The sequence below is a fragment of the Paraburkholderia fungorum genome, assembly GCF_902833645.1.
In the GTDB taxonomy this organism is placed as follows: Bacteria; Pseudomonadota; Gammaproteobacteria; order Burkholderiales; family Burkholderiaceae; genus Paraburkholderia; species Paraburkholderia fungorum.
Window position 1 is genome coordinate 1 of sequence record NZ_CADFGE010000013.1, and the last position, 25,884, is coordinate 25,884.

The 25,884-nt window shown below is 58.2% G+C and carries 24 protein-coding genes and 3 pseudogenes; 15 read left to right on the plus strand and 12 right to left on the minus strand.

All coding sequences use genetic code 11. From position 1 onward, the window contains the following. Window positions 1-37: 37 nt before the first annotated feature. The 5 genes from HWX91_RS40940 to HWX91_RS31155 form a co-directional block, all read right to left on the minus strand. Window positions 38-196: a hypothetical protein gene (locus HWX91_RS40940; RefSeq protein WP_244144167.1), complete on the minus strand. Its 159-nt coding sequence runs from the start codon at window positions 194-196 to the stop codon at window positions 38-40. Window positions 197-263: 67 nt separating this feature from the next. Further along, on the minus strand, window positions 264-614 hold the full coding sequence (locus HWX91_RS31140) for a copper-binding protein (protein ID WP_025496437.1): 351 nt from the start codon (window positions 612-614) through the stop codon (window positions 264-266). Between the two features lie 63 nt (window positions 615-677). After that, window positions 678-1,973 (minus strand): copper oxidase, encoded by a 1,296-nt coding sequence (locus HWX91_RS31145; RefSeq protein WP_028196975.1) that lies wholly within the window; start codon window positions 1,971-1,973, stop codon window positions 678-680. Window position 1,974: 1 nt separating this feature from the next. Next, complete coding sequence (locus HWX91_RS31150; protein WP_025496435.1) at window positions 1,975-3,420, minus strand: TolC family protein; 1,446 nt, start codon at window positions 3,418-3,420, stop codon at window positions 1,975-1,977. Continuing rightward, window positions 3,417-3,719: a hypothetical protein gene (locus HWX91_RS31155; protein WP_025496434.1), complete on the minus strand. Its 303-nt coding sequence runs from the start codon at window positions 3,717-3,719 to the stop codon at window positions 3,417-3,419. The genes HWX91_RS31150 and HWX91_RS31155 overlap by 4 nt, the downstream gene beginning before the upstream one ends. Window positions 3,720-4,488: 769 nt before the next feature. Here HWX91_RS31155 and HWX91_RS31160 point away from each other — a divergent pair. The 7 genes from HWX91_RS31160 to HWX91_RS31195 all read left to right on the plus strand — a co-directional run bounded on the left by HWX91_RS31160 (window position 4,489) and on the right by HWX91_RS31195 (window position 10,778). After that, window positions 4,489-5,160: a heavy metal response regulator transcription factor gene (locus HWX91_RS31160; RefSeq protein WP_025496432.1), complete on the plus strand. Its 672-nt coding sequence runs from the start codon at window positions 4,489-4,491 to the stop codon at window positions 5,158-5,160. After that, complete coding sequence (locus tag HWX91_RS31165; RefSeq protein WP_025496431.1) at window positions 5,157-6,554, plus strand: heavy metal sensor histidine kinase; 1,398 nt, start codon at window positions 5,157-5,159, stop codon at window positions 6,552-6,554. Before HWX91_RS31160 ends, HWX91_RS31165 begins: the two co-directional genes overlap by 4 nt. A gap of 104 nt (window positions 6,555-6,658) precedes the next feature. Next, window positions 6,659-6,856 carry a heavy-metal-associated domain-containing protein gene (locus HWX91_RS31170; protein ID WP_025496430.1) on the plus strand — a complete coding sequence of 66 codons (198 nt, stop codon included), beginning with the start codon at window positions 6,659-6,661 and terminating at the stop codon, window positions 6,854-6,856. Between the two features lie 27 nt (window positions 6,857-6,883). Beyond that, window positions 6,884-7,846 (plus strand): YVTN family beta-propeller repeat protein, encoded by a 963-nt coding sequence (locus tag HWX91_RS31175; RefSeq protein ID WP_025496429.1) that lies wholly within the window; start codon window positions 6,884-6,886, stop codon window positions 7,844-7,846. A 23-nt stretch (window positions 7,847-7,869) separates the two neighbouring features. Beyond that, window positions 7,870-9,078, plus strand: coding sequence for a permease (locus tag HWX91_RS31180; RefSeq protein WP_028196976.1), 1,209 nt, complete (start codon window positions 7,870-7,872; stop codon window positions 9,076-9,078). Window positions 9,079-9,101: 23 nt separating this feature from the next. Beyond that, complete coding sequence (gene copM, locus HWX91_RS31185) at window positions 9,102-9,497, plus strand: CopM family metallochaperone (RefSeq protein WP_025496655.1); 396 nt, start codon at window positions 9,102-9,104, stop codon at window positions 9,495-9,497. Window positions 9,498-10,163: 666 nt separating this feature from the next. Then, window positions 10,164-10,778 carry a class I SAM-dependent methyltransferase gene (locus tag HWX91_RS31195; protein WP_025496656.1) on the plus strand — a complete coding sequence of 205 codons (615 nt, stop codon included), beginning with the start codon at window positions 10,164-10,166 and terminating at the stop codon, window positions 10,776-10,778. Between the two features lie 52 nt (window positions 10,779-10,830). Here HWX91_RS31195 and HWX91_RS40950 read toward each other — a convergent pair whose 3' ends face one another. After that, window positions 10,831-11,028 carry a GDCCVxC domain-containing (seleno)protein gene (locus HWX91_RS40950; protein WP_081833071.1) on the minus strand — a complete coding sequence of 66 codons (198 nt, stop codon included), beginning with the start codon at window positions 11,026-11,028 and terminating at the stop codon, window positions 10,831-10,833. A gap of 94 nt (window positions 11,029-11,122) precedes the next feature. Here HWX91_RS40950 and istA point away from each other — a divergent pair, with 94 nt between their 5' ends. The 7 genes and pseudogenes from istA (at window position 11,123) to HWX91_RS31230 (ending at window position 17,730) form a co-directional block, all read left to right on the plus strand. Continuing rightward, entirely contained in the window at window positions 11,123-12,601 is a 1,479-nt protein-coding gene (istA, locus tag HWX91_RS31200; RefSeq protein WP_221306894.1) for an IS21 family transposase, read from the plus strand. Continuing rightward, entirely contained in the window at window positions 12,594-13,397 is an 804-nt protein-coding gene (istB, locus tag HWX91_RS31205; RefSeq protein ID WP_025496658.1) for an IS21-like element helper ATPase IstB, read from the plus strand. The genes istA and istB overlap by 8 nt, the downstream gene beginning before the upstream one ends. 59 nt (window positions 13,398-13,456) lie before the next feature. After that, window positions 13,457-13,681, plus strand: a complete 225-nt coding sequence (locus tag HWX91_RS31210) for a hypothetical protein (RefSeq protein ID WP_025496843.1) — start codon at window positions 13,457-13,459, stop codon at window positions 13,679-13,681. Between the two features lie 310 nt (window positions 13,682-13,991). After that, the gene (locus HWX91_RS31215; protein ID WP_025496844.1) at window positions 13,992-14,567 is read left to right on the plus strand and encodes a cytochrome b; all 576 of its coding nucleotides are present in this window, start codon (window positions 13,992-13,994) and stop codon (window positions 14,565-14,567) included. A 9-nt stretch (window positions 14,568-14,576) separates the two neighbouring features. After that, entirely contained in the window at window positions 14,577-15,269 is a 693-nt protein-coding gene (locus HWX91_RS31220) for a VIT1/CCC1 transporter family protein (RefSeq protein ID WP_025584620.1), read from the plus strand. Window positions 15,270-16,462: 1,193 nt separating this feature from the next. Then, window positions 16,463-16,815, plus strand: a pseudogene (locus tag HWX91_RS31225) (oxidoreductase); the annotation flags it as partial. Window positions 16,816-17,307: 492 nt separating this feature from the next. Beyond that, window positions 17,308-17,730 carry a YfdX family protein gene (locus HWX91_RS31230; protein ID WP_025496580.1) on the plus strand — a complete coding sequence of 141 codons (423 nt, stop codon included), beginning with the start codon at window positions 17,308-17,310 and terminating at the stop codon, window positions 17,728-17,730. Window positions 17,731-18,097: 367 nt separating this feature from the next. Here the strand turns inward: HWX91_RS31230 and HWX91_RS31235 are convergent, their stop codons facing one another. Continuing rightward, window positions 18,098-18,670, minus strand: coding sequence for a glycine zipper family protein (locus HWX91_RS31235; protein WP_025496579.1), 573 nt, complete (start codon window positions 18,668-18,670; stop codon window positions 18,098-18,100). A gap of 297 nt (window positions 18,671-18,967) precedes the next feature. Further along, a pseudogene (locus HWX91_RS31240) lies at window positions 18,968-19,849 on the minus strand (glycoside hydrolase family 15 protein); the annotation flags it as partial. Window positions 19,850-20,108: 259 nt separating this feature from the next. Here HWX91_RS31240 and HWX91_RS41395 point away from each other — a divergent pair. After that, window positions 20,109-20,985: pseudogene (locus HWX91_RS41395) on the plus strand (c-type cytochrome). Window positions 20,986-21,681: 696 nt separating this feature from the next. Here HWX91_RS41395 and HWX91_RS31250 read toward each other — a convergent pair. Genes HWX91_RS31250 through HWX91_RS31265 form a run of 4 tightly spaced genes read right to left on the minus strand, consistent with a single transcriptional unit; the run spans window position 21,682 to window position 25,767 of the window. Beyond that, window positions 21,682-22,014 carry a cytochrome o ubiquinol oxidase subunit IV gene (locus HWX91_RS31250; protein WP_025496578.1) on the minus strand — a complete coding sequence of 111 codons (333 nt, stop codon included), beginning with the start codon at window positions 22,012-22,014 and terminating at the stop codon, window positions 21,682-21,684. Then, entirely contained in the window at window positions 22,011-22,634 is a 624-nt protein-coding gene (locus HWX91_RS31255; RefSeq protein WP_025496577.1) for a cytochrome c oxidase subunit 3, read from the minus strand. The genes HWX91_RS31250 and HWX91_RS31255 overlap by 4 nt, the downstream gene beginning before the upstream one ends. Beyond that, window positions 22,631-24,742 (minus strand): cbb3-type cytochrome c oxidase subunit I, encoded by a 2,112-nt coding sequence (locus HWX91_RS31260; protein ID WP_052660723.1) that lies wholly within the window; start codon window positions 24,740-24,742, stop codon window positions 22,631-22,633. Before HWX91_RS31260 ends, HWX91_RS31255 begins: the two co-directional genes overlap by 4 nt. Continuing rightward, window positions 24,739-25,767: a cytochrome ubiquinol oxidase subunit II family protein gene (locus tag HWX91_RS31265; RefSeq protein ID WP_052660724.1), complete on the minus strand. Its 1,029-nt coding sequence runs from the start codon at window positions 25,765-25,767 to the stop codon at window positions 24,739-24,741. Before HWX91_RS31265 ends, HWX91_RS31260 begins: the two co-directional genes overlap by 4 nt. Window positions 25,768-25,884: the final 117 nt, after the last annotated feature.

Consider the following 25,884-nt stretch of genomic DNA (forward strand, 5'->3'; position numbering starts at 1 on the left):
ATCAGCGATCACGATCAACCGAAACGGGTGATCACGATCATTCGGAATCCGTGATCACGATCCGTCGGAATGCGTGATCACGTTCGCCGAAATACGCACTCTCGAGCTTGCCGTGCGCGAACGCAGCAGCGGGCACGAACGTGATGACGGCAGCCGTAGTCAGCCCCATCAGTTGGTTGCGAGTGAATGTTTTCATGTTCTTGCGCGTCCTGAATAGTCAAAGCGGGTATTGCTTCCGTCTGTTCACAACACCCAGTGAATCCTTACTTCTTCTGCAGCTTCGTTACCGTCAGTGCGCCGTCAACCTCTTCGGCCACGAAATCAATCTTGTCGCCGACCTTGACCTGCGAAATCATTGACGGGTCCTTGACCTTGAACACCATCGTCATGGCGTCCATGCCCAGGTTTTCCAGCGGGCCGTGCTTGATGGTCAGCTTTCCGGCTGCCGCGTCGACCTTCCTGATTTCCCCATGCGACATGCCGGCCTTCGCCTCGCCAGCCTGTTTGGCGCCGCTACCGCTCATGTCCATGTTGCCCATTTCGCCAGCCGCATAGGCCGATGCTGAAATTGCCAATGCGCAGCCAATTGCAATCGATGCAAATACGTTCTTCATCATGCTTTCTCCAGTGTTTAAAAGACAAAAACGAGCCGGGCATTGCGTCCGGTGAAATCAAAATCAGCTATCCGGCAATTCGCCGGTGTATTCGTAGGCAACCGTCCCCTTGGGGTGTTTGAACCAGCCCGGGTCGCGATAGTCCTTGCGCCCCAATCCATCGCGCACCTTCACCACGCTGAACATGCCGCCCATTTCCAGCGGGCCGAATGGCCCGGTGCCGGTCATCATCGGCAGTGTGTTGTCGGGCAGTGGCATCTCCATCTCTCCCATCGCACCGCCTGTGCTGCCCATCGCCATGTAGTCCGGTACGAGTTTGTTGATGCGTTTCGCGAGGTCCTTCTGCGGCACCCCAATCAGGTTGGGTACGGAGTGCCCCATCGCATTCATCGTGTGGTGGGACTTGTGGCAGTGAAACGCCCAGTCGCCGGGCCGGTTTGCCGTGAATTCGATGGCACGCATCTGGCCGACCGCGACATCGGCGGTCACCTCAGGCCAGCGCGCGGCCGGCGGAATCCATCCACCATCCGTGCCCGCGACCTCGAAGTGATAGCCGTGCAGATGGATGGGGTGATTGGTCATGGTCAGATTGCCGAACCTGATACGCACGCGGTCCCCCGCACGTACCGGCAACGGGTCGATGCCCGGGAAGACCCGCGAATTCCAGGTCCACATGTTGAAGTCGGTCATCTCATTGACGCGCGGCGTGAAGCTACCCGGGTCAATGTCGTACGCGGACATGATGAACACGAAGTCACGGTCGACCTGCATGACGCTGGGGTCTTTCGGATGAACGATGAACGTCCCCATCATCCCCATCGCCATCTGCACCATCTCGTCCGCGTGCGGGTGATACATGAAGGTGCCGTGCTTCTCCAGCTCGAATTCGTAGACGAATGTCTTGCCTGGGGGGATATGTGGTTGCGTAAGCCCTCCGACACCATCCATGCCCGATGGCAACAGCATCCCGTGCCAGTGAACGGTGGTGTGTTCCGGTAGCTTGTTGGTCACGAAGATGCGGACCTTGTCGCCCTCGACTGCCTCAATAGTGGGGCCTGGCGCCTGTCCGTTGTAGCCCCAAAGATTCGCATTCATGCCCGGCGCCATTTCGCGCACGACAGGCTCAGCAATCAGGTGAAACTCCTTCCAGCCGTTCTTCATGCGCCATGGCAGCGACCAGCCGTTCAGTGTGGCAACAGGCGTGTACGGACGGCCATTGGGAGGCGCGAGCGGCGGTTGCATGGTGGCGTTGGCCATTGTGGGTGCCTCAGGCAGCGACGCAGCACCAGCCTTGCTCACCAATGCTGCTCCCAACAGCGCGGCCCCCGAGCCGCCAAGAAAATTTCGACGTGACACCATTTCATTTACCTTCGGAATCTGTAGGCGACGCGGGTTGCATCGTGGATTGCGTCGTGGGCGCGGATGGCGCTGAAGTCATCGCGAGCGGCGGCAGGCGGCCACCGACTGCCTGCTGCAGGTCGGTCTCCGCGAGCCAATAGTCCTTCAACGCGTCGATATAGCTGTTCACAGCGCCGACCTGGTCGCGCGAATCCGACAGCAGCTCGAAGACGCTCGCGAGCATGCCGTTGTAGCGAAGCAGGAGCTCGTCCGAAATGGTTTTCCGGATTGGCACGACTTCATCGCGGTAGTGCTTCGCGACGTCGTAATCGGTCAAATAGGCCGAATACGACTCGCGAACTTCAGACCGCGCGTTAATCGCAGTCTCGGCAACACGGTTGACCGACTGCATGTAAATCGCTTCGGCGCGCGCAACCTTCGAGCCGCCCCAGTTGAAGACAGGAATCTCGACGCTGATTTCGTAGCCCTGCTCATGGCCGTCGGAGGTCGTGAAATTGTTCTGATACCCGACGTCCAGTGCGTTGATGAAACGCGTCGCCTTGCTGAGACCCAATGAGGACGCAACACTCTGCGTTTGCAACTTCGCCGCCTGGATGTCCAGGCGGTTCTGCATCGCAAAACTCTCAAGGTCGTTCAGCTCGGGACGGTTCCTGGGCAGGTCAGGCAGGCGCTCGGGAAGCGTGTACTGTGTCCCGGCACCCCACAGACCCATCGTCCGCGTAAGCTTTTCCCGCGCGGACACAGACTGCTGCCGCGTTTTCGCCAGTTGAGCCGCTGCGTCCGCATAGAATGCCTGCTCACGCGCGTAGTCGAGCTTGCTGAAGTTGCCGGCCTGTTGCATCCGCAACGCCAGTTCGGCACCAGCCTCCGCCGAATCCTTCACCTGCGCGGCATATGCCGCAGCCTGCTCGGCGGCCACCGCGTTGACATAGGCCCGTCGTGCGTCAGCGGCCACCTTAAGCATCGCGTCAGCCGCCAGGAGCTTGGTCTGCTCGAAGCGGCGACTCTCGATGCGCGTCGCCAGCGGCAGTGTGAGCACGTTCAACAATCCGAGTGTGAACGTGCGATTGATGCTCAGGTCGCTGCCCCCGTGAGTGCGGCTAAAATTGAAACCGGGGTTCGGCAGCCGGCCGGCCTGAACCAGGTCGGCCTCGGAAATGCCGAGCTCTCCGTACGAGGCCTGCAGGCCCCGGTTGTTCAGCAGCACAATCTGGACTGCGTCATCCATGCCCAGTGGCCTGGAAAGCAGTTCGTGCGTTCTCTTTGCGACAGCGTCCCGGTCTTCGTCGGTCTTCACCAGTACGGCGTCTTTTCCCAGACGCTCAGAGGCGGTGGTTGAAACGGTGTTGAAGCCACCGTCTTTCGAGACAGTCGTACAGCCTGCGAGGAAAACCATCGCGCTGGCGACCGCAAGAATGCGGCTACCCGAAAAGAAGTGCGCAGTCATTTCGCCGGTTCCTCGTGTCTGGAGCTGTGTTCGTTATTTTTGGCGTCGGTGCCGCCGCCCGGCATGCTGCCGTGGCTCATCCCTTTCATCCCTGATGAGTTCGTCACCGCCTGATTGAGCTCCTGCCAGGTGGACGCTTTCTGGTCCCGGTATGGGTGGTAGTCCGCGAAGGCAGACAGCACACTGACGCCCGGAACCGATGCGGCGGCGTCGGCCGGGTCAGGAAACGTGGTGGTGGCGTGCACAAGCGCCGGCAACAATGCCGACGCGCCCAGCAGCGCCGCGATAAACATTCGCATGGATTTTTCTCGTCGTTAGTCACCTGGATGGCCAACACGCGGCCATCAGGGTGAAATTGCGCATCGCAGCCTGAGGCCGCGACAAAGGGCTAGACGAGAAAGCCTCTGGGAGGTCGTTCGATGCCGCTAGTCAGAAACGACGCGACGCTGACAGAGGGAGGGAGTGGGACAGCAAAGTGAGCCGTGCCGGCCGGCGTTGCCACTGCAGGGACTGCGGGTAACGCAACGCCGAAGCAACAGGATGCGCACGTCGCGCAAGTGTGCGCGCGATGTCCATGCTGATGACTATGACGAATACCGTCAACCATCGCCATACCGCGCATATCATGCCCGGCAATCGACTCAGCCTCATGCGCGTGTTGCGCGGACGTCATTTCGCCCCCGGAATGCGATGTCTCGCATTTCATGGAAATGGCTGCGAACGACTGAACCGGAAGGCTCACTATCAGCAGCACAATGACGAAAAGTTTGCGCCAGTACGACATGGTTGCGAAGTCTAGCACGCAGAATAAGAAGACTGTAAGGTCGGGAGTGTGTCATTGCGTAACCCGCGCTCCCTAAGGGCGCAGCGGCTCGCCGAGTACACGCCCCGAACCTTATCGCCGTGTACGTGACGAAGGAGTGGCCGGAAAATGACCAATTTTTCAGGTTGGCCAAATATGAAAAAATTGTCATTTTCCCGTCATTTTCGATACACCTCCCCGGCACTACGCTGAGTACACTGATTTAATGCTCATAACTGGCGACGACCACCAGGCCGACCTCTCCCATGCGGATACTGATAGTCGAAGACGAGCCGAAAATGGCTTCCTACCTGCACAAGGGACTGACGGAGGCCAGCTACACGGTCGACATCGCCGATAACGGCAAAGACGGCCTCTTTCTGGCGTTACATGAAAACTTCGACCTGGTTGTGCTCGACGTGATGCTCCCTGAACTGAACGGCTTCGAGGTACTCAGGCGCCTGAGGGCGCAGAAGCAAACGCCGGTGCTGCTCCTGACGGCCAGAGACACCGTCGAAGACAAGGTGAAAGGTCTTGAGCTTGGCGCCGACGACTACCTGTCCAAACCTTTCGCCTACGCCGAATTTCTCGCACGCATTCGTTCGCTGCTGCGGCGCTCCCCCCGCGGGGTTCGAGACGTGCTGGTGATAGCCGACCTAGAAGTGGACCTCATCAAGCGCAGGGTCCGGCGAGGCGACGCCCGCATCGACCTTACCGCTCAGGAGTTCGCGCTGCTTCAGTTGCTGGCGGAGCGGCAGGGCGAGGTCCTGACCCGTACGTTCATCACGTCGCAAATCTGGGACATGAACTTCGACAGCGACACAAATGTGGTCGATGTTGCCGTCAAGCGCGTGCGCGCGAAGATTGATAACTCGTTTGACAAAAAGTTGCTGCACACGGTTCGAGGCATGGGTTACGTGCTCGAGGACCGCGCGTGACAACCGGTACGTCCTCATATTCCCTGCTCAAACGATTGACCCTGGCGTTCTCAACGGTCGCCATCCTGGTCTTCGCGCTGACAGGCGCATTCCTGTACAACGCGCTGTCGACCGAGTTGCAGCGACGCGATGACATCGAAATCAGCGGCAAACTCAGCCAGTTTCTGCAACTCGCACGAGATGCCGGTTCAACGCAGGCCGTGCACAATAAGCCTTCCGTGTTCCACGAGGTGTTGCTATCTCACCCCGGCGTCTACCTCGCCATATTCGACCGGCAAGGCACTGTGCTGCTTCAGCATTCGGACAGGTCGTCGGTCGACCTCGCGGCTACGCCGGTTGCCCACCATCCGAACGCACCGTACACCTGTGAGCCACCTGGCATTGGTCCATCCCGCTGTGTCTTTGCCGATGAAACGTTACCGTCCGGCGATTCGGTTCGGGTATTGCTCGTTCGCGCGGCGGCCGACCGCCAATCGTTGCTGGAAAGCTATCGGATAGATATCTGGCTTGCGGTAGCCGTCGGCGCGGCACTGGTCGGGGCATTGGGTTATGCGGTCGCCCGGCGCGGCTTTTTGCCGGTTAGAAGCATCGGGCGTCAGACCTCACGCATTGAAGCTCACAATCTGAGCGAACGTCTCGACATCGAGGGTGGGCCAATCGAGCTTCAGGATATCGCGTTCTCGGTCAATCGCATGCTCGACCGGCTCGAGCGTGCGTTCGTCCGCCTCTCGCAGTTTTCGTCCGACCTCGCACACGACATGCGCACGCCTCTCGCCAACGTTATCAGTTCTTCGCAGGTCACGCTGTCACGTCCCCGAACCACCGAAGAGTACGAAGCGCTCATTGACTCCAATATCGAAGAGTGTGAGCGACTCCAGCGAATGATTGAAAACATGCTGTTCCTCGCACGCACAGACAACGCGCAACAGCTCATCAAGGTCACAGAGCTCGACGCGGAAACCGAATTGCGCCGGCTCGCGTCCTATTTTCAGGGGCTGGCCGAAGAAGCGGGTGTGCACATCGCTGTAGAAGGCAATACCCGGGTAACTGCAGACGCGACGTTGTTCAGGCGCGCTGTGAGCAACCTGATGTCAAATGCGCTGGACCATGCGTTCGCTGGGTCCTCCGTCAAACTGTCCTCGTTCGATTCGCCGAAGTACTCAGTTGTCGAAGTGACGAACCGGGGGCATGCCATTGCACCGGAACACGTCAACCGGATTTTCGAACGTTTCTATCGAGTCGACGCGTCACGGCACGGTTCAGCCCGAAATGCGGGTCTCGGCCTTGCTATCGTGAAATCCATCATGGAGCTGCATCGGGGGAAGGTCGACGTCGCAAGCTATGGCGAACGGACGACTTTCACCTTGTATTTTCCGCGTTCGGTCGCGGTCTAGGCGGTTGGGATGCGAATCAGCAGCAGGTGCGTCACGCAGGAACTTGACCTTCCTGCCATGGGAAGGTTCATGCTAAGGGTGCTAATTTGCTACTGGAGGTAAAAATGGAATTTGAGGTTAAGGATATGTCATGCGGCGGGTGCGCCAACTCGATTACGCGCGCCGTCATCAACGTCGACCCGGCAGCGAAGCTCGACATCGATGTCACCACAAAAATCGTGAAAATCGATTCAGTGTTGCCACCTGAGCGCCTGGTCGCTGTGATTGAGGAAGCGGGATTCCATCCGACGGTTAACGCGTAACCACATCGTCCCACGGAGATAGCTGAAATGCGGTTCCCTTTTGGCGCCTTACTGTTGATGTTCGCGTTTCAGCTTCCCGCTCATGCTGAAAACGTCATTGTGCTGAACTCGGCCGACGCGAGCGTGAGCCTCATTGACGAGGCGACGCAGAAAGTCGTCGATACGTTCCCGGTGGGAAAGGAACCTCATCACCTGATGGCAACGCCGGACAATCAGTCGTTGATTGTCGCGAACTCCGTGGCCAACAATCTTGTCTTTCTTGACCCGAGAAGTGGCAAGATTCAGCGGTGGATGCCGGACATCGAGGACCCGTACCAGCTCGGCTTCTCGTACGACCGGAAATGGTTCGTCACGAACGGCCTTCGGCTCGACCGCGTAGACATCTACCACTACGACGGAAAGAGCTTCGCGCTGGCAAAACGTGTGCCTCTGGCAGCAATGCCCAGTCACATGGTTTTTTCTGCTGACAGCAAAATCGTGTTCGTCACGCTGCAGGTCTCCGGTGAAGTAGCAGCGATTGACCTGGCAACACAGACGGTACTGTGGAAGATGCCGGTGGGCAGAGCGCCAGCCGGCCTGTGGCTCACGCCGGGTGACAAATATCTATTGATTGGAATGACAGGCGCTGACTATGTGGCTGTCATTGACTGGCGCGCGCGCAAAATCGTAAAGACCATTCATACGGATAAGGGCGCGCATAACTTCCGCTCGCTCGTCGACGGCCAGCACATTCTGGTATCCAATCGAGTCGGCAACACCATCAGCATCCTGGACGAGAACAATCTGACCAACGTTGGGACCATCACCGGTCTGCTGCCAGGCCCCGACGACATGGAGCTGACGCCCGACAAGCGATACCTGTGGGTGACTTTCCGGTTCACCCGCTACGTCGGCATCATCGATATTAAAACGCTGAAGCTCGTCAACACCATCAAAGTCGGAAAGTCCCCTCACGGCATTTACTTCTATAACCGCGCACCGCTGGTATAAAAGTCTCCACGCAGGAGGTCGCAATGCAGATTGTCTCCGCTCTCGGTCATGCGCTGTGGATGGCCTTCACAATGTTGTGGCAGATATTCTGGGGGTTGAGTCTCGGCTTCCTGTTCTCTGCCGTGATTGAAGTCGTTGTCTCGAAGTCAGAGATGTCGAAGCTTCTACCTGACGCATCGCCTCGCTCGCTGACGGTCGCCAGCCTGCTCGGTGCGGCATCTTCCTCCTGTTCCTATGCAGCCGTCGCGATGGCACGCTCCATTGTGCGAAAAGGCGGTGACTTCACGGCCGCCATGGCGTTCCAGTTTGCAGCTACGAATCTTGTGCTTGAACTGGGCGTGCTGATGTGGGTGCTGATTTCCTGGCAGTTCGCCGCCGCTGAGTTCATCGGGGGCCCGATCATGATTGTCGTTCTGGTGCTGCTCTTCCGATTCTTTCTCAAGGACTTGCTCAAAAGCGAAGCTATCGAGCAGGCGGACAAGGGAATCGCCGGCAGCATGGAGGGTCACGCTGCCATGTCGATGGGCGAACAGCACGGGACCTGGAGGCAACGTCTCTCATCCAGGGACGGGTGGATAGCTATCAGCCATAGTTACGTGATGAACTGGGCGATGCTGTGGCGCGACATCGGGATTGGATTGCTCATCGCTGGCGCGCTCGGCGCCTGGGTGCCGGACAGCTTCTGGCAGAAATTCTTTCTCGTCAGCCATCCAACGGCCGCGATGATTTGGGGTGCATTTGTGGGCCCCCTGATTGCGGTTGCGTCTTTCACGTGCTCCGTTGGAAACGTGCCGCTCGCTGCAGTGCTGTGGAACGGCGGTATCAGTTTTGGCGGTGTGGCCTCTTTCATCTTTGGCGACCTCATCATTCTTCCCATCGTCAACATCTACAGGAAGTACTACGGCGGCAGGATGACGGTTTTCCTCGCTGTGACCTTCTATCTTGCGATGGTCTCAGCGGCACTCGTGGTCGAAGCATTGTTCCAGTCCCTCGGATGGGTCCCGACGGAGCGGCATACCGCAGTCGTGGACGCAGCGATTACCTTCAACTACACCACCGTGCTCGACATCATCTTCGGTGCAGTCTTCGTCGTCTTAACGGTTATGTTTTTCAGGACCGGCGGCCCGAAGATGATGCGCATGATGGAGGGCGGCGAGCAAGAACACGGCGCTCATGGGCATCCCTCGACACATAACGAAGCGCATCACCATCATCACGGCCCATCCAGCTGATATCACTTTTAAGGAGCCTCAACATGAAATACCTACGTTTTCTCAATGTCATCTTCGTATTTGCGGGCGTAGCCCTCTCAGGCTTGTCGCTCACGGCGCACGCGCAGCAGAGTGCGTCGATGCCGGCAATGAAAATGTCCGGGTCAACTGCCGGTGATTTGAACCCTGCGACACAAGCCTTCAAGGAGCGCGGCGACCAGATGATGAAGAACATGAGTGCGCCTCCCTACACGGGCGATACCGACAAAGACTTCGTCGCCCACATGATTCCGCATCATCAGGGCGCGGTCAGCATGGCGGAGGTCGAGCTGAAATACGGCAAGGACCCCGCGATGAAGCGCTTGGCAAGAAACATCATCAAGGCGCAGAACGAGGAGATTGCCTACATGAAAAGCTGGCAGGCAAAGCATGGCAAGTAACGTCGTGTGACGCAGTCACCTGGCAGGACGCGGTGAAGACCGGCGCCGCTATACTCGTGGCTGCGCATTTAGCGACGTGTATCGAAGCGCTCGTCGTCAACCAGGTCGTGTTGAGGCTCGCGCTCCCGTTCTCATGACGGCGTTGGTTCGGTGCAACTGCTGGCAAGGTATCATGGGCCTTTAGGCGAACCGTACTTTCTCCACCATTCTCGCCACGGTTGCGGCGGCCGCGTCCTGTCAATCAAATCTTGCGTGGGTAGCTATGATTGGCTATGGTTGCCTGACCAACTGGGTCACGATTGGACCGGAAGGCATGTCGCTTGGCGAATTGGCTAGATGCTTTGCTACCTTGGTATTGGTCGGTACACCACTATCGTTCGTGATGCTGATTATGTTGCGCCACGTCGCTCGATTGTCGCCGGGTCCAGTCACGATGGTAAGCAGTCTCGCGGCCGCTGCAATAACTGCGGCAGTGCTACTTCACCCGCTCGATGCTTCGGCGATGATAGTGCGGTGGACCTTGGTGCAGCCGCGCTTTCTCTGTCGTTGAGCGGCCGCCATAGCCAGCGACTTTTGGGTTGGGTCGCGCTGCGCTGAAGCCCGGGTACTTCGCATTAGCGCCGAAGAAAAGTCCTCAAGACGAAGTGCGGCGTTTAAGGATGGAATATGGACAGCAAGAATCACTGGGAAGACGTTTACCGGTCCAAAGCTCAGGATGCAGTCAGTTGGTATCGTCCGCACCTTGACATCTCCCTGACGCTGATTTCCGAAGCCGTGTCGGACCGGAGCGCAGCCATTATTGATGTGGGTGGAGGAGAATCGACGCTGGTCGATGATTTACTTCAGCGTGGATACCGAAACCTGACCGTGCTCGATATGTCCGTCGTCGCTCTCAACGCAACGAAACAGCGTTTAGGCTCCGTCGCCGAGCAGATAACGTGGGTCGAATCCGATATTACGATGGTTGACCTACCTCAGCATCGATACGACGTGTGGCATGACCGCGCCGTCTTCCACTTCCTGACGGAGCGACCGCAACGAAACGCCTACACCCATGCGTTGACGAGAGCACTCAAGCCGGGTGGCCGCGTTGTAATTGCCACATTCGGACTGCTGGGACCAAACCGGTGCAGCGGGCTGGACGTAAGGCGATACGACGCTCAACAGCTCTCCGACGAATTCGGACCAGGTTTTGAATTAATCACAAGCACACTCGAAGACCACCACACGCCGGCTGGCTCCAGCCAGCAGTTTCTTTACTGCAGTTTCCGGAAACTGTGACTGCCAAGTCTACCCGCCTCGGCGTTGCGCCTACCCAATTACCTGAACATGGTCAGGCGCAGCAGGAGGCAGACCGCTGCATAGGCGGGCACCTGTTGGTGCCATACGAGCAATACACGCAGCAATCCCCGGGTTTCGGTCCGAGCACTGTCTTGCAAGTCTCGCATTCGTAAAACCACACACAGACATCGGTGGGCATCGTCTGTTGATGTTCACGCAGAATTGACCCACTAAGGGGTGTAATTTTCATCGAATTTTGACCCACGTGATTGAATGTCCTGCTCAATCTTTGAGCAGGAGATACAGAGGTGATCACGGTGGGCATATTGGCCAAGATCAGGCGGATGTATTTCCGCGAGAAGGTCCCGCTGCGCGAGATTGCGAGGCGTACGGGCCTGCCCCGAAACACGGTGCGCAGCTGGCTGCGGCAGACCGATGCTGTCGAGCCGAAGTATCCAAAGCGCGTCAGTCCGAGCGTTGTTGACGAGTGGGCCGCACAGCTGACGGGCTGGCTGCGGGCGGACAGTCATCGCCCGAAGCGCGACCGGCGCACCGCGCGATTCATGTTCGAGGCGATCCGCGGCGAGGGTTACGCGGGCAGCTACGGCCGCGTCAGCGCGTTCGTGAGGCGCTGGCATAAGGAACAGGCCGATGCGCCGCGCAGAAAGGCCTACGTGCCGCTCGCCTTCGAGCCCGGCGAAGCCTTCCAGTTCGACTGGAGTTGCGAATACGCCTTCATTGGCGGCCTGCGGCGGCGCCTGGAGGTTGCCCACGTCAAGCTCAACGCCAGCCGCGCGTTCTGGCTCGTCGCCTATCCCACCCAGAGTCACGAGATGCTGTTCGACGCGCACGCTCGTGCATTCGCCGCATTTGGCGGAGTGCCCAGGCGCGGCATCTACGACAACATGAAGGCCGCCGTGGACAAGGTCGGTCGCGGCAAGGAGCGTGCGGTCAACGCGCGCTTCGAAGCGATGTGCAGCCACTACCTGTTCGAGCCGGAGTTCTGTAACCGGGCGGCAGGCTGGGAGAAAGGCATCGTCGAGAAGAACGTTCAGGACCGCCGACGGCAGATCTGGCACGAAGCAGCGCTACGGCGCTGGGAGACGCTGGAGATCCTGAACGAATGGGTTGCCGGCCAGTGTCGCGAAGCCTGGCACATGCGACACCCGCAATGGCCAGAGCTGACAGTCGAGGACGTGTTGCAGGACGAGCGCACCCGGCTGATGCCCAATCCACGGCCATTCGACGGCTACGTCGAGCAGACCCTGCGAGTCTCGTCGACCAGCCTGATCCACGTCCAGCGCAACCGCTACAGCGTGCCCACCGAGTACACGAACCAGCTGGTGAGCGTGCGCTGCTATCCGGCGTATCTCAGCGTCGTCGCCGACGCGCACGAGATCGCCCGCCACGAACGCAGCTTCGAGCGGCACATGACCTTTTACGACTGGCGACACTACATCACGCTGGTCGAGCGCAAACCCGGCGCACTGCGCAACGGTGCGCCCTTCATCACGATGCCGCAACCGCTCCAGCTATTGCAGCGGCACCTGCTCAAACACCCGGGCGGCGATCGCATCATGACGCAGGTGCTCGCCGCGGTGCGGGAACACGGACTCGATGCTGTGCTGCTCGCTGTGCAGGCTGCGCTGGATTCAGGGCGTCCAAGTGGCGAGCATGTCCTGAACGTGCTGAGCCGGCTGAAGGCGCCCGTCACGAGTGCCAGTCTCGCCACCACGAAACTCCAGCTCAAGGAAGAACCGGCGGCTGACGTGAATCGCTACGAGACGCTACGCACCAACCCACCGGAGGATCGTCATGTCTAACGACATCATTGCCCAGCTCAAGGGTCTCAAACTGCACGGCATGGCGAGCACCTGGCCGGAGCTACTGGCACAGGCGCGTCACACTGACTTCGAGCCGGAGCGCTTCATGAAGCAGCTGTTGATGGCGGAGACCGCCGAACGGCAGGTACGCTCGATCGCCTACCAGATGACCGCTGCACGCTTCCCGGCTCACCGCGACCTGAAAGGCTTCGACTTCGCACAGGCACAAGTTGATGAAGCGCTGGTTCGGGAACTCAGCGAACTGTCGTTTCTCGCGAGCGCATACAACGTCGTGTTCATCGGCGGCCCGGGCACCGGCAAGACGCACCTTGCCTCGGCAATCGGAATCGAGGCCGTACAGCGCCACGGAAAGCGTGTGCGTTACTTCTCAACTGTCGAGCTGACCAACGCCCTGGAGCAGGAGAAATCGACGGGCAAACAAGGCCAGATCGCACACAAGCTGATGTACGTCGATCTGCTCATTCTCGATGAACTCGGCTATCTGCCGTTCAGCCAGACCGGCGGCGCATTGCTGTTCCATCTGCTATCCAAACTATACGAGCACACGAGTGTCGCGATCACGACCAATCTCAGCTTCGGCGAATGGGCGACCGATTTCGGGGATGCAAAGATGACGACAGCGCTGCTGGACCGGGTTACGCATCACTGCCACATCGTCGAGACCGGCAATGAATCGTGGCGTTTCAGGACCAGCTCTGCACAGGCAAAGGCAAAGGCAACAAGAAAAAGAGCAGCAAAACCGACCGGAAACGAAGAGTTATCCACACCGGAATAGATGTACTACGCTGTCTCGAGGTGGGTCAAATCTAGATGAAAACGGTGGGTTAAGACTCCATGAAAATCAACACGGTGGGCGTGAAAGTGTCGGGGCGCGCCTGGACGGGCGCGATGTTAACCATTGGAACCAGTGACGATTCCGGTGCCGGGATGGCGGGTGATGCGCCGAAGCCCGTGTCGGTCGAACTTGATGGTCCAATCGCGCAGGAGGCCAGTGGCAAAACCATTGAAATGGCCAGACGGTTCAGGAGGCGCATGTGGGTCCCGAAGGAAGAGCGTTAATTGAAGATGCAACGGACCGACAGCAAGAAACCGGCCCGTGGCGTTGCCTGCTAACGCCCAAACCATTCCTGTCATTCAGGTAGAAAACCTCGCCCTTCCAGTTCCGTGGATGAGTTGCCCCACGTTGGCGGATGGGCGGGAATAGTAGCGGGACGAGCATCCGGACCGCCCTTCCGGGCGTCAGGCGCCCTTAAGGTAAGGTCGCTATCGTCGAGCGGATTTGTGCAGTGCTTTTTGGGCGGTCAGTTCGAAACCCGCAGGCTGCGCGCCTCGTCAACTCATCGAAATCATGACATCCCGAGGAGCAGGAATGACCAGGTTCTACGAAATGCGCCAGCCGGCCTATGACACAGTCGCACGCATGCTGCACTGGTTAACCGTCCTGCTGGTCGCACTTCAATTTGTGATCGGCTGGACGATGCCGGATGTCCACAAAGACACCCAGCCGGTAAATCTCATCGCATGGCATCTTGGGGTGGGCGCGACACTCGTCGCGGTGATGGTAATCCGGGTGATCTGGCGACTGACGCATCAGCCAACGCCGGACGAGTTGCCGCCTCTGCTTGGCAACGTCTCGCGTATTACGCATGTTCTCCTCTACGCCGCCCTCGTGATAGTGCCGCTGCTCGGATGGATCAACGCGTCCTCACGTGGCTGGACGGTCCGCCTGCTGGGCGTGGTGCCCTATCCTGCACTCAGCGAACCGGGCTCGGCTTTCGGCCACGAGATGGGTGACGTGCACGGCATCCTCGCATGGGTGCTCTTCGCATTGATCGGTCTGCATGTCGCCGCGGCGCTGTTCCACCGCTTTGTTCTGAAAGACCACGTGTTGCAGCGGATGCTGCCTCAGGCGGGGCCGTCGCGCGATCAGGGTCGGGAGCGATAGGGTCTGCCAATGCCAGAAGCTCACGGGGAACCGCATCGAATCAAGGCGATTGGCTGGCTACGCGCTGCGGTGCTTGGCGCAAACGACGGTATCATTTCGACGGCAAGTCTGATAATTGGCGTCGCGTCCGCGCACGCCGAGCATGGCCATCTGGTGTTGACCGGCGTGGCTGGGTTGGTTGCCGGCGCGATGTCGATGGCGACAGGCGAATACGTATCGGTCTCGTCGCAGGCGGATACCGAAACTGCGGCGCTCGCCGAAGAGCAGGCGGAGCTCGATGCGGATGGCGCGCGCGAGCATCGGGAGCTGGCTGCGATCTACGTACGGCGGGGCCTCGATATGGCGCTTGCGAAACAGGTCGCGCAGGCTCTCATGGCTCACGACGCACTGGGCGCGCATGCCCGGGACGAATTGGGTATTTCGGAAACGACCCGGGCAAATCCGTTGCAGGCCGCGCTAGCGTCAGCCAGCAGCTTTTCGGTGGGGGCTGCTTTGCCGCTCATCGTTACGGCGCTCGCCCCGCAGCGATGGGTGGCCCCGAGCATCGCGGTGACGGCGCTGTTTTCCCTGGCGATCCTTGGCGGACTTGCCGCTCGCGTCGGCGGGGCGAAAATGGGGCCTGGTGTATTGCGGGTCACTTTCTGGAGCGCTCTGTCGATGGGGATTGCATCCGCGGTCGGTGCTATATTCGGCGCGAGCTGAGCCGTGGCACCTTCCCGCAATAGAGCCACTTACACCACTTACTGTTCCGCTACGGCTGTCATCTGCCTGCCCGGCTCGTGTTTTCGGAATGTCCAACAGCCAAAGCCGCCGTTATTACCCTGCCCATTGCCGTTTTGATGGTCGTCCTGACCCCGCCGAATCGGAGCGCATCGACGAGATCACCGATGGCTCGCGCATTGACAGGGGCATGCATGCTGCCTGAGAGCTGCAGCGGATTCCGCGAATGTTTGCGCTCGCGTGATCAGAGGAAGCTATTGGTTGCGATCGATTAATTTGCCAATCAAAGCGAGATCCGAATTTATGGACCACCGCCGCTGAGAGAATATGGTAATACCGCGATCACCGAAATCCGCAGACTGTCACCCAAGCAATTGATAGGCTGGATATTGTGCAAATTCCAGTAGTTGACGCTTTCGTCGGCAATGGTCAGGATCTTCGTCGAAGCCTGTGATTGTCGGGCTGGACAGGATCGAAGTTGATTGCACGAAAGACGGCGATCCATGGCAGGGGCTTGTGAACGTCGGGTTATGTTTTCGCAGCGGACGGTTGCGAAAGTGGGTCGAACGGCGACAGTGGGTGGCGCCAATTCGCTCTTCAAATTGATCGCCGGAAACCGGCCATTGAGCGGGGGCGGACTAGGCCTTGGCTATTCAAATTGAATGGCGATCTCGAACGGCGGCTTGTGGCCCGACAACGGAAGTTAGCAGACACGCAGTGGCCGACTAGCCCGATGTTTTCTCGAACTGCTGAAATCGACCCTGACCGGCCGGACGCGTCACGCGAGCGAATGTCCGTTATTCAACTGGATAATCGCCCGGCTACTTTTCTAGGAACCTACTCAGCCATCCGCTCCGACGTCGATAGTGATGGTTACTGCAGCACTTATCGGCGCACTTCGTTGATATAAAAGTGCATTGAGATTTTCGTCTTGTAAGCCGTCGAATGACCGGCCCTGACGGCATCGAAGTACCTCATCGGCTACAAATTTTTCCAACCTCCATCCGTGGACAGATGTCTGATCGTTAGCATCGAATGGCTGGGCTGCGACCAAGTTTGTGATGCTGGGGGCCGTTCCTTGAGCCAGAATAGCGATCGCGTCGTGAACGTGTGCCGCTGGCATAACACGACAACCTAGCTCGTTTCGCACCTCATGGATTGCCCCGTCTAACGACGACATCGGCGTGGCTTATCTTCATATTGCCTAAGCCAATTGGGACGATGCCCCCGACATGCCCGCAGCGTTCAAGGAGGCGCTACGGCTCATCTTCGGCGGCACACTGATCTATGCGGGCAAATACACTCTGGAACAAGCAGAGGCCGCTCTGCATAATGGCTGGGCGATCTGATCGGCTTTGGTCGGCCGTTCGTCGCTAACCCTGATGTACCTGCTCGTCTGCGTTACGGCTCGCCGCTCGCTACGCCCGATTTGAGCTGCTTCTTCGGCGGCGCAGCCACTGGTTACACCGGCTATCCGATCGCAGCACAAGGTAGCGAGGCACGCGCAAAAAGGGCGGGCACTTCGTGAGCCGGTGCAACAGCGTCCATTCACGCATCTGGGCACTACTGTCACAGCGCCTGAGATCGGCGCCGGCAAAAAAGTAGGGGGCGCGCGATCCCAATCTGGACGAGCTTTAGAATACCTACCGTTGTGTAAAGAGCGCTTACTCCGACTTGGCAGCGGCGCCATGCGTCGCGCCGAAGGGCTGTAGTTTGTTCCAAAGCGGGCGTCCGATCGTCTGCCCAATGAAAGCGCCAACGCCCGCTTCTGGCCGAGAGTTGCCCGATGCGGTCGGCATACGTTGGCCACAATCTTTCTTGGCTCCCGTCGACGGGCGTCGGTCGAGGGCCTAATTTTAAGAGCGAATTGACGAATTTATTTCGCGCCCGGCAACCCCATACTGAGTATGGATCGCCACGCTATTGGGGCGCACGAAGCCCCGAGTTGACAACTTTATAGTCGCAACGTTGACACCTTTAATGCGTTCTACGCGAGTCCGACCTGAAACCGCCGCCTTCAATGAACGCGCAACCCGGCGCGGCAAAAAATACGACGCCGGTTTCGTGGCTGCCAGTAGGGGCCGACGTGACCGTAACCGATGACTTTTCCGCAAAGCCGGCACAGAGCAAAGCAGTTGCATCTGCAAACGAGCAGTTGAAGAAAGGAAAACCAGACGCCGCAGTCAAGGTGCTCAGTCTGGCGGATGTCAATGTTGCGTACACGATGGCGGTCGTGCCGATTAAGCAGACCGTGGCGGATATCGACAAGGCTGCCGGCCTGCTCGCTGCGGACAAATACTACGAGGCGGATCAGGTTATGAAGAAGGTGCAGGACAGCGTCCGGTATGACTGGGTCGACGTGAAGGCGTTACCTGGCCAGAGTGCCGTTCCCGCGAAGAGCGCCAGTAGCGCCGCGGCTTCGGGGACGACCGTGGCGAAATGAAATATCGAGGAAGCGGCAGTTATTCTGGCGTCGACTTCGGCGCCGGTATTTGCGCACCAACCGACGGGTCCGCTCGTGCAGTTCCCGGTCTCCAAGTTGGTTACGCTGTCTTTAAAGGCGGGTGAGCATCGCAATAGGTTCGATCTGATGCCAACTGCGAAGGAAAGTAGGTAAAACACTCCCCGGACCGCGCGCTGCACGCGCGCGGACTTCACCGGAACATCCGTTTGACCAGGGCCACGCGATAGTCCGAGTGTCCAGAGAAACTAACTTTCATCAACCCGTGTCGGATTACATCAATTTTTCATGTTCCACGCCTGACCCGGCGGCGCCTGACGTATGAACGTGATGTTCGCTCAAGTGCCCGTCATGCGGATCTGGCGACCGGCTCCCGTGCTTTGGTCGGGTCAAAGTCTGCCCATGCGCCCCGTTGCCATAGCCCTGAAGCGCGCTCAATGTCCATCGCGTCGCACTCTTCGAGAGTTTCAATGACGGTATCCATGTTTGTCTGTTGAGTATGTATCGCGATCAGCACACCTGACTGGCGAGCATTCTCAAAATTCGCTAACGATGTCTTCGAATTTTGACGCGCGGTCCGTGTATGGGACATAGCGCCGGACAACGAGCCCAGATAACCGCCGACTGCAGCCGCAACCGCGATAATGATCCATGGTGCGTTGAGCCCGAAGCGTATAGCCACTCCGGCGCCTGCGCCAACCAGCACGCCGATCACGACGCCTTTTCCCGCGCCTTTCGGAGCCTCCGCTGACCCTTCGTCGGTCATCGAATCTCCGCCGATCGGGGTTCGCGCATGCTGCCCATGTTCTGTTACATAGACAATCGACAATTCTTCTTTCGTCACACCCGTGGCCTGCAGCCTGACGGACGCGTCTTCCGCCTTTTCGAATGTGTCGAATCTCGCGGCAATGATAAGCGACATAGATAATCCCTGGTCTGAATTAAGCGGACATAAGCAAAAAATGGGTCGGCCGATGATGCTGCTGCAGCATGATTCGAGCCCACCAATTCATTCGGAGCGAATCCGGATTTCACGGGGACGTAACAGTGCCTGTCGCCCAAATCCATCTGCACTATCGGAGATGTCTGGGCACTGTCCACCGCGCTGTGTGCCGCTGTCGTATCCATAGTTACAGACTGAAGACCATCTCGCGACGGTCCTACCGCAAACTCTTCCAAAAAGTCGTAAGCGATCCGTGCGATCGCCGCCGGTCACCGGTCACATTATCAGCCCCAGGTCGTTCCGGATGGCCAGCAGCTTTTCGAACATGGCGTCGGCTTCGTCACGACGCCCCTGGAGGCTAATATTTTCGACAAGCCAGAAACTGCATGCGAGAAAACTTCCTTCGCCAGACTTCAAATTGTCGTGCATTGTTTCGATCCTGTAGCGGCTTACGAAGCCAGTTGTGACCAGTTCCTGTTCGATCGCTGCTACCGTGCCCCTTATACGATCGTCCTCTGGCGGCAGAAAACCCACTATTGCCATCAGTAAAAGGCTTGCGTCGAGTGCTGTGCCCTCATGCTCCTGAACGAACGTGTTGCGCTGCTTACTGAAACCCCTGGCATAGACTCCTGCATGAATTTCACCGCGCAGTCCGCGCCAAGGGTCAAGCGGACCCGTCAGATCAAACTGCTCTGCCGACTGGATTGCGCGGTCGACCGCGACCCAGCACATCACCTTTGAATACGTGAAATTCCGCCTGCCGCCGCGCGTCTCCCAGATCCCCTCATCGCGGCTCCGCCAGATCGCTTCAAGGTGCCCGATCAGTGTCATCTGAACGTTCCAAGCGGCGGCGTCGTCGGGCAACCCAGCTACCCGGGCCTCGTGCAACGCATTCATGATTTCGCCAAATACGTCCAGCTGAAGCTGATCAGCGGCCGCGTTGCCGATGCGTACGGGAACCGCTCCTTCATAACCGACAAGCCTATCGCATTCCCATTCAGGCAGACGGTGCTCACCAGCAACGCCGTACATTATTTGCAATTGCCCCGGAGACCCCGCGATCGCCCTCACCAACCAGTCACGCCACCGGGCAGCCTCGTCGAAGTTGCCGCCGCGCATCAATGCACGCAATGTAAGCGTGGCATCCCGAAGCCAGCAATATCGATAGTCCCAATTGCGATCACCGCCGGCGGCTTAGGGCAGAGAGGTCGTCAATGCGGCGACGATCCCGCCCGTCGGCTCAAATTCAAGCGCCCGGAGGGTGATAAGAGATCGTTGTAGGGCATCTCTGTACTTTTCCGCGAGCGTTGCTGCGTGCCGACCACGCCGGCCACACCACCGTCGTGTCCGAAAGACGCTTGCGCGCGTCGCGCGGGGAAGGTATCGGTTCGTACGACCTTCCATATTGCAGCGAGAAATGCACCTCCTCTACTTCCCCGACGACATAATCACTGCAAATTGCCAGGTCCGAGTTGTGCAGGTCCGCACGGGTCCCGAGAACCACCATAGCGATGCAGGCACAGCGCCGCCAGCGAAATCGACGACGGCGGGCGCCGGAAAAATGTTCGTCCCGCCCTCTGAAGAAACGATGCCGACCAATGATTCTGGCAAATCGGTAAAACTGGGGGAAGAGATTTTCACGCACACCCAGGAATTCGCCGGCAAATATGTGGGCAACTCGCTTAACTGCGGCAGTTGTCATCTTGATGCCGGACGGAAAGCGAACTCGACTCCTCTGTGGGCTTGCCGAACGCATGCAGGGCCGCTTCTGGTACAGCATGAACGGCAAAGCGCTGCCGTTGGGGGATCCTGCGCTCGTTGCATTTGAGACGTACGCGTACTGGCTCGCTAAAAGGTGCGCCGCTGGGAGAAAGGTCGCTGGACGCGGTTATCCGAAGCTTGCGGCGCCCCCGCAGAAGGCAGACTTCACGAGAGGTACGCAGGTCTATGCGCAGCATTGCGCGTTGTGCCACGGCGCCGACGGCCAGGGTCAGTCGACCAATGGAAAGACCGTGTTTCCGCCGCTATGGGGTGAACACTCTTTCAACTGGGGAGCGGGCATGCATGAGATCCAGAACGCAGCGGGTTTTTATCAGGCGAACACGCCGTTCGCACTGGGTGACACGCTGACCGACCAGCGGGCGTGGGACGTAGCAACGTTTATGGACAGTCACGAGCGACCACTGGATCCGCTCTTCGCAGGGTCTGTGGAGGCGACGCGCGCGAAAAACCACGACTCACCGAGTTCGATGTACGGAAAAGCCGTTAATGGACATGTTCTCGGAAGTCCCTGAAATCGCGAGTTGAAGTTTCAATCCAATATCGCGGTACTCACAGATGCGATAGCGCAGACCAAGTTAACATTGTCACCATTGCGCCAATAATATCGTCAACTCGCACCGTACCGCGACCAGGTTCAGCCCCTGGCCTCGTCGCAAAAGGGTTTGCGGACGCGAAATAAAAGTGTCACTGGCAAAACTCGGTCCGGCGACAACGTTAGGGCGATTTCATGAATTTGTGCCCCGTGAGTCGAGCTTCCATGATGCGACCTGTTCTGCTCGATCCACTCCGGTTCTTGCTTTGCAATTCCTCGTTGCGGCGATGCTCGCCGGCAGCGACGCGTGCAGACCGATCGAGTCCCATAGACGTGCGCTGGGTGAAAGTCCGTTCTCAGCTCAACGGCCGCCTCCTGTGATGGAGATGGATTAATCGCGCTTTGCTGATCTGTTTCAGATTGCTTCGGAATGCGAGACCTTATACGTTACATGCATTGCCCCAAAAAAAACCGCAGATTTGTATTTGATTAGGCTTCCTATAAGTTGATCATATTTATGTAAAATAGTTTAAATGGATGTTGCAGGCGCTGGGACAAATGAGTATCTGTTTTTGACGTCAAGACGATCCGAGTCGTTTCTCCTGATGGAAAAATAAGAAAATCCTAAAAATATATACCGTGACGTGTTGACATCAAGCGTTAATGGTGAGTGCCGCTAGGTCATGCTCATGCGCTGCGCGAGGCTTGCCATGATCCATACTGTTCCGGCCACCATGATTCCCAGCAGCAATGCCGAAAAAAGGATGAGTTGAAGGTCTTCGCGCTGATGTGAAAAACTAATGTGGAGGAAAAAGCGAAAGTGCACGCATATCTGAACCAGTGCGAAAGCACTGATCGCGATCAGTAAATTGGGGCGCGAGATTGCGTGCCAGTGCACAAGGGCGAAGGGTACAAGCGTTAATACCAAGGCGAAACCAGCGCCGTTGCGGTAGCTATGTAATTCCCGACGTTCGTCCTGCGCCGCGTCGGGGTGGATCGGTTCGTTCATGTCAGCCCCCCAAGATAAACCACTGAAAAGATGGCGACCCAGACAATGTCGAGGAAATGCCAAAAGAGCGCCAGCCGCATGATGCCTATCTTCACGGCTGTATCGACGCCGTAACGCGCAATCTGGCCCACCAGGCAAAGCAACCAAATGCATCCACCGAGCACGTGCAGCCCGTGTAGGGGGACGAGTCCAAAGAAAGCGGACAGGTAACCGCTTCGGCCCGGACCGCCGCCTTTGGCTAGCATCGCGCTGAAATCGTGCAGCTCGAAGCCTAGAAACACAACTCCAAGCAACACGGTCGCGGTGAGCCACGCGATCAATCGCAGCGTACCGCGCTTGTACTTGAGTGCGAGCGAAGCCATACCGAACGTTGTGCTACTCGCAAGGAGCAACACAGTTTCGATAAAAGCACTGTTGATGTCGAAGAGTTGATGCGGGCCAGGACCACCTGCAGTCGAATTCAGCGATGTTGCATAAGAGGCGAACACCATGCCGAACAAGATGGCGTCGCTCATCAGGAACACCCAGAAACCGAACATTAGGTTCTCGGCCTCGGCGTCGTCGACACCGTGGGCGCTCGTCAGATTCAGCCCTGGATACTTTGCCCCGGGACGGCTCATAGCGTAATCCGATCTGGTTCGCGACCAGCAAGGCCGTCGTTAAGCGGTGCGCGTTCGTCGGCGCGGGTCACCGGCATAGCCGCCGCGACGGCATCGAGCCAGCGATGGTGCTCCGCCTGCACCTCCGCTGCGCAAATAATGCGAGAAGTGTCGCGAGCAAAACCGCGCACGATCATCGCCGCAATAGCGACTGTGAATGCGAGAAGGGTTATCCAGCCGATCTGCCAAACCAGGCCAAAGGCCAGCACGAATCCAACGATCCCAACGACCGGACCCATCGCACTGTTCTTCGGCACGACAATGTCCTCGTAAGCGTCGAGTCGGCGGAAGGCGGTGCCGCCCTCTTTAGCGAGCGTGAACGCATCGCGGTCGGTGACGACCGGAATTGCTGCAAAATTATATTCAGGCGGCGGAGCAGACACCGACCATTCGAGACTTCGTCCATCCCACGGGTCGCCGGCGAACACGTGGTTCGCCTCGCGCTGCCGGATCGATACCCACAATTGCGCGATCAGCAGGCCGAGCGCAACGACGACGAGCGCCGCACCAACCAGCGCGACTCCTTCGAGCGGCACGTAGCGGGCATCCGAATAGGCGACGGTACGACGCGGCATGCCCATCAGCCCCAACGCATACAGCGGAAAGAACGCCAACATGAAGCCGATAATCCAGCAAAAGGCCGATGCCCTTCCCAAACCTTCAACGAGACGAAAGCCAAATGCCTTGGGAAACCAGTAGTGGTACGCGGCTATCATGCCGAACAACAGGCCTGGCACGGCCACGTTATGAAAGTGCGCCACGAGGAAGACGCTGTTGTGTACCTGATAGTCAATGCCAGGGTCCGCGAGCAGGATGCCACTCATGCCGCCCAATACGAAGAGCAGCATAAAGCCGATCGAATAGATCATCGGCACAGTGAAGCGGATGCGACCACGGAACATCGTCGCCATCCAATCGTAGATTTTCACGCCTGTTGGAATGCCGATCAGCATTGAGGCAATACCGAACGCCGCGTTGATGTTCGCGCTTTGCCCCATAGTGAAGAAATGGTGCAGCCAGACCGTGAACGACAGGATCGCGATAGCCATCGTTGCCATCACGAGAGTTCGGTAGCCAAACAGCATCTTGCTGGAGAAAGTGGAGATGACTTCGGAATAAACGCCGAACGCAGGCAGGATCAGGATGTAAACCTCGGGATGCCCGAAGAGCCAGAACAGGTTGGCGAAGTGCATCATATTGCCGCCCAGCTCATTAGTGAAGAAGTGGAAGCCGAAATACCGGTCGAGCGCAAGCTGTGCTGTTGCCACTGTCAGTGGCGGCATCGCAAAGATCATCAGGATGCTGGTGCACAGCGCCGTCCACGAGAACAGCGGCATGCGCATGAAGTTCATGCCAGGCGCGCGTGCTTTGTAGATCGTCACTGCGAAGTTGATTCCGCTGAAGGTCGAGCCCAGCGACGCGAGCGAGAGCGACCAGATCCAGTAGTCGGGACCCACGCCGGGACTGAACGTGGCCTCGGTATAAGGCGGATAGCCGAACCATCCGCCTGTTGAAAAAGTGCCGAGACACAGCGAGATCATTACGAGCGTCGCGCCGGCCGCGGTCAGGCCGAGACTAACCGAATTGAGCAAAGGGAACGCGACGTCGCGCGCGCCGATCTGCAGCGGCATAACGTAGTTGATCATGCCAGTAAGGAATGGCATCGCCATGAAGAAGATCATGATGGTGCCGTGCGTACTGAACAGCTGCGCGAAATGGTCCGGTGACAGGAACCCTCCCCCCAGCCCGAACGCCTGTTGGGTGCGCATCAGCAACGCTTCGATCAGCGCACGGGAGAGCATAACGAAGGCGAGCACCACATACATAATGCCGATCTTTTTGTGATCGGGGCTCGTCAGCCATTCGTTCCAGAGCACGCCCCACTTCCGATAACGTGTGATAAAAACGATACTCATGATTGCGCCGATGCCTACCAAGGAGGCCGCGCCTGTTCCGATCAGGCCGTTGATCACGTTAGTACGGGTTGGGTCCTGCACCATTTCCCAGAACGGCAGCGCGTCGAGGCTCAACCGTCCCAGCGGATGCGCGAAGAGATCGAGCGGGCTCATGGCTTATGCTCCATGGAAGGCACTGTGTTTGCGACGGGCATGCCTTTCGCAGCCGGAGGTTTGGACCCTGACATGGTTGTTAAAACGACGCTTGAGAAGATGTCTTGGGTCGCATGGTTAAAAGAGACGCTCACGTCGCCGGGGTTTCGTCCAAGCGCTTTCATCAGTTGTGCATGAGTCGTGCGCGCTGAAATCGTTTTCAGAGTATTGCTATCGAGCGGCATGCCATCGGTTCGGCTGAGCGTGACCCAGTCATTGAATGCGTCAGATGCCATCGCGACAGCGATAAAGCGTTGCTGATGGAAACCGTCGCCGTTATACATGGTGTTTTCTCCCATAAAGCGCCCGGGCCGGTCAGCCTGCAAATGCAACTGGGTCACCATACCGCCCATCGCGTAGATCTGGCCGCCGAGTGCGGGGATCAGCAACGACTGCATCACTGTTGCTGACGTGAGTTGCATCGCCACCGGCCTTCCGACAGGTAGCGCCAGGACACCGATGCTCGCCACGCCTTGATCGGGATATATGAAGAGCCACTTCCAGTCGTATCCGATCACGAGAACACGAAGGGGCGACTTATCGGAGACGATAGGTCGGTACGGGTCGAGCGCATGTGTACTACGCCAGACGAGCGTCGCCAGAAAGACCGCGATAACCGCCGGACCGCTCCACGCGGCTATCTCCAGCAAATTTGAGTATCCCCACTTAGGGGAATAGCGCGAAGACGTCGCGCCATATCGATAACGCCAGGCGAGCCAGGGAATAAGTATGAAGATCGGCAATGCAACAAAGACTGCGAGCAGTACCACCATCTCAACAAAGTGGGTGCGCTGGGTAGCCGCCACCGACCCCTGAGGATCAAGGAAGCTAAAATGAATAGCGCCCAGCATAGGCACTGTTGAGATCACGACGCCACGACGGAAGACCTCGATAATTAGACGCAAGGTCGAAGCAACCAATGGCGCATCTAACCAGATCGACCTGGTTTGCCCCTTACGATGACACTGCTGGTTGCTTTTAATCACAATTGTTCCAATAAAACGGGAAGTCTGCAAAAGCAGCGATAGCCGACGACATCGCAGAGTCGGGCACATGGGCGGCGACCTTGTCCCCTGCCTCCGGGGTACGTCCCTGCAATTATC

Excerpts from the sequence above, each read along its gene's own strand:
- HWX91_RS40940 (WP_244144167.1), bottom strand. The coding sequence starts at position 196 with ATGAAAACATTCACTCGCAACCAACTGATGGGGCTGACTACGGCTGCC.
- HWX91_RS31140 (WP_025496437.1), bottom strand. The coding sequence starts at position 614 with ATGAAGAACGTATTTGCATCGATTGCAATTGGCTGCGCATTGGCAATT.
- HWX91_RS31145 (WP_028196975.1), bottom strand. The coding sequence starts at position 1,973 with ATGGTGTCACGTCGAAATTTTCTTGGCGGCTCGGGGGCCGCGCTGTTG.
- HWX91_RS31150 (WP_025496435.1), bottom strand. The coding sequence starts at position 3,420 with ATGACTGCGCACTTCTTTTCGGGTAGCCGCATTCTTGCGGTCGCCAGC.
- HWX91_RS31155 (WP_025496434.1), bottom strand. The coding sequence starts at position 3,719 with ATGCGAATGTTTATCGCGGCGCTGCTGGGCGCGTCGGCATTGTTGCCG.
- HWX91_RS31160 (WP_025496432.1), top strand. The coding sequence starts at position 4,489 with ATGCGGATACTGATAGTCGAAGACGAGCCGAAAATGGCTTCCTACCTG.
- HWX91_RS31170 (WP_025496430.1), top strand. The coding sequence starts at position 6,659 with ATGGAATTTGAGGTTAAGGATATGTCATGCGGCGGGTGCGCCAACTCG.
- HWX91_RS31175 (WP_025496429.1), top strand. The coding sequence starts at position 6,884 with ATGCGGTTCCCTTTTGGCGCCTTACTGTTGATGTTCGCGTTTCAGCTT.
- HWX91_RS31180 (WP_028196976.1), top strand. The coding sequence starts at position 7,870 with ATGCAGATTGTCTCCGCTCTCGGTCATGCGCTGTGGATGGCCTTCACA.
- copM (WP_025496655.1), top strand. The coding sequence starts at position 9,102 with ATGAAATACCTACGTTTTCTCAATGTCATCTTCGTATTTGCGGGCGTA.
- HWX91_RS31195 (WP_025496656.1), top strand. The coding sequence starts at position 10,164 with ATGGACAGCAAGAATCACTGGGAAGACGTTTACCGGTCCAAAGCTCAG.
- HWX91_RS40950 (WP_081833071.1), bottom strand. The coding sequence starts at position 11,028 with ATGAAAATTACACCCCTTAGTGGGTCAATTCTGCGTGAACATCAACAG.
- istA (WP_221306894.1), top strand. The coding sequence starts at position 11,123 with ATGTATTTCCGCGAGAAGGTCCCGCTGCGCGAGATTGCGAGGCGTACG.
- istB (WP_025496658.1), top strand. The coding sequence starts at position 12,594 with ATGTCTAACGACATCATTGCCCAGCTCAAGGGTCTCAAACTGCACGGC.
- HWX91_RS31210 (WP_025496843.1), top strand. The coding sequence starts at position 13,457 with ATGAAAATCAACACGGTGGGCGTGAAAGTGTCGGGGCGCGCCTGGACG.
- HWX91_RS31215 (WP_025496844.1), top strand. The coding sequence starts at position 13,992 with ATGACCAGGTTCTACGAAATGCGCCAGCCGGCCTATGACACAGTCGCA.
- HWX91_RS31220 (WP_025584620.1), top strand. The coding sequence starts at position 14,577 with ATGCCAGAAGCTCACGGGGAACCGCATCGAATCAAGGCGATTGGCTGG.
- HWX91_RS31230 (WP_025496580.1), top strand. The coding sequence starts at position 17,308 with ATGAACGCGCAACCCGGCGCGGCAAAAAATACGACGCCGGTTTCGTGG.
- HWX91_RS31235 (WP_025496579.1), bottom strand. The coding sequence starts at position 18,670 with ATGTCGCTTATCATTGCCGCGAGATTCGACACATTCGAAAAGGCGGAA.
- HWX91_RS31250 (WP_025496578.1), bottom strand. The coding sequence starts at position 22,014 with ATGAACGAACCGATCCACCCCGACGCGGCGCAGGACGAACGTCGGGAA.
- HWX91_RS31255 (WP_025496577.1), bottom strand. The coding sequence starts at position 22,634 with ATGAGCCGTCCCGGGGCAAAGTATCCAGGGCTGAATCTGACGAGCGCC.
- HWX91_RS31260 (WP_052660723.1), bottom strand. The coding sequence starts at position 24,742 with ATGAGCCCGCTCGATCTCTTCGCGCATCCGCTGGGACGGTTGAGCCTC.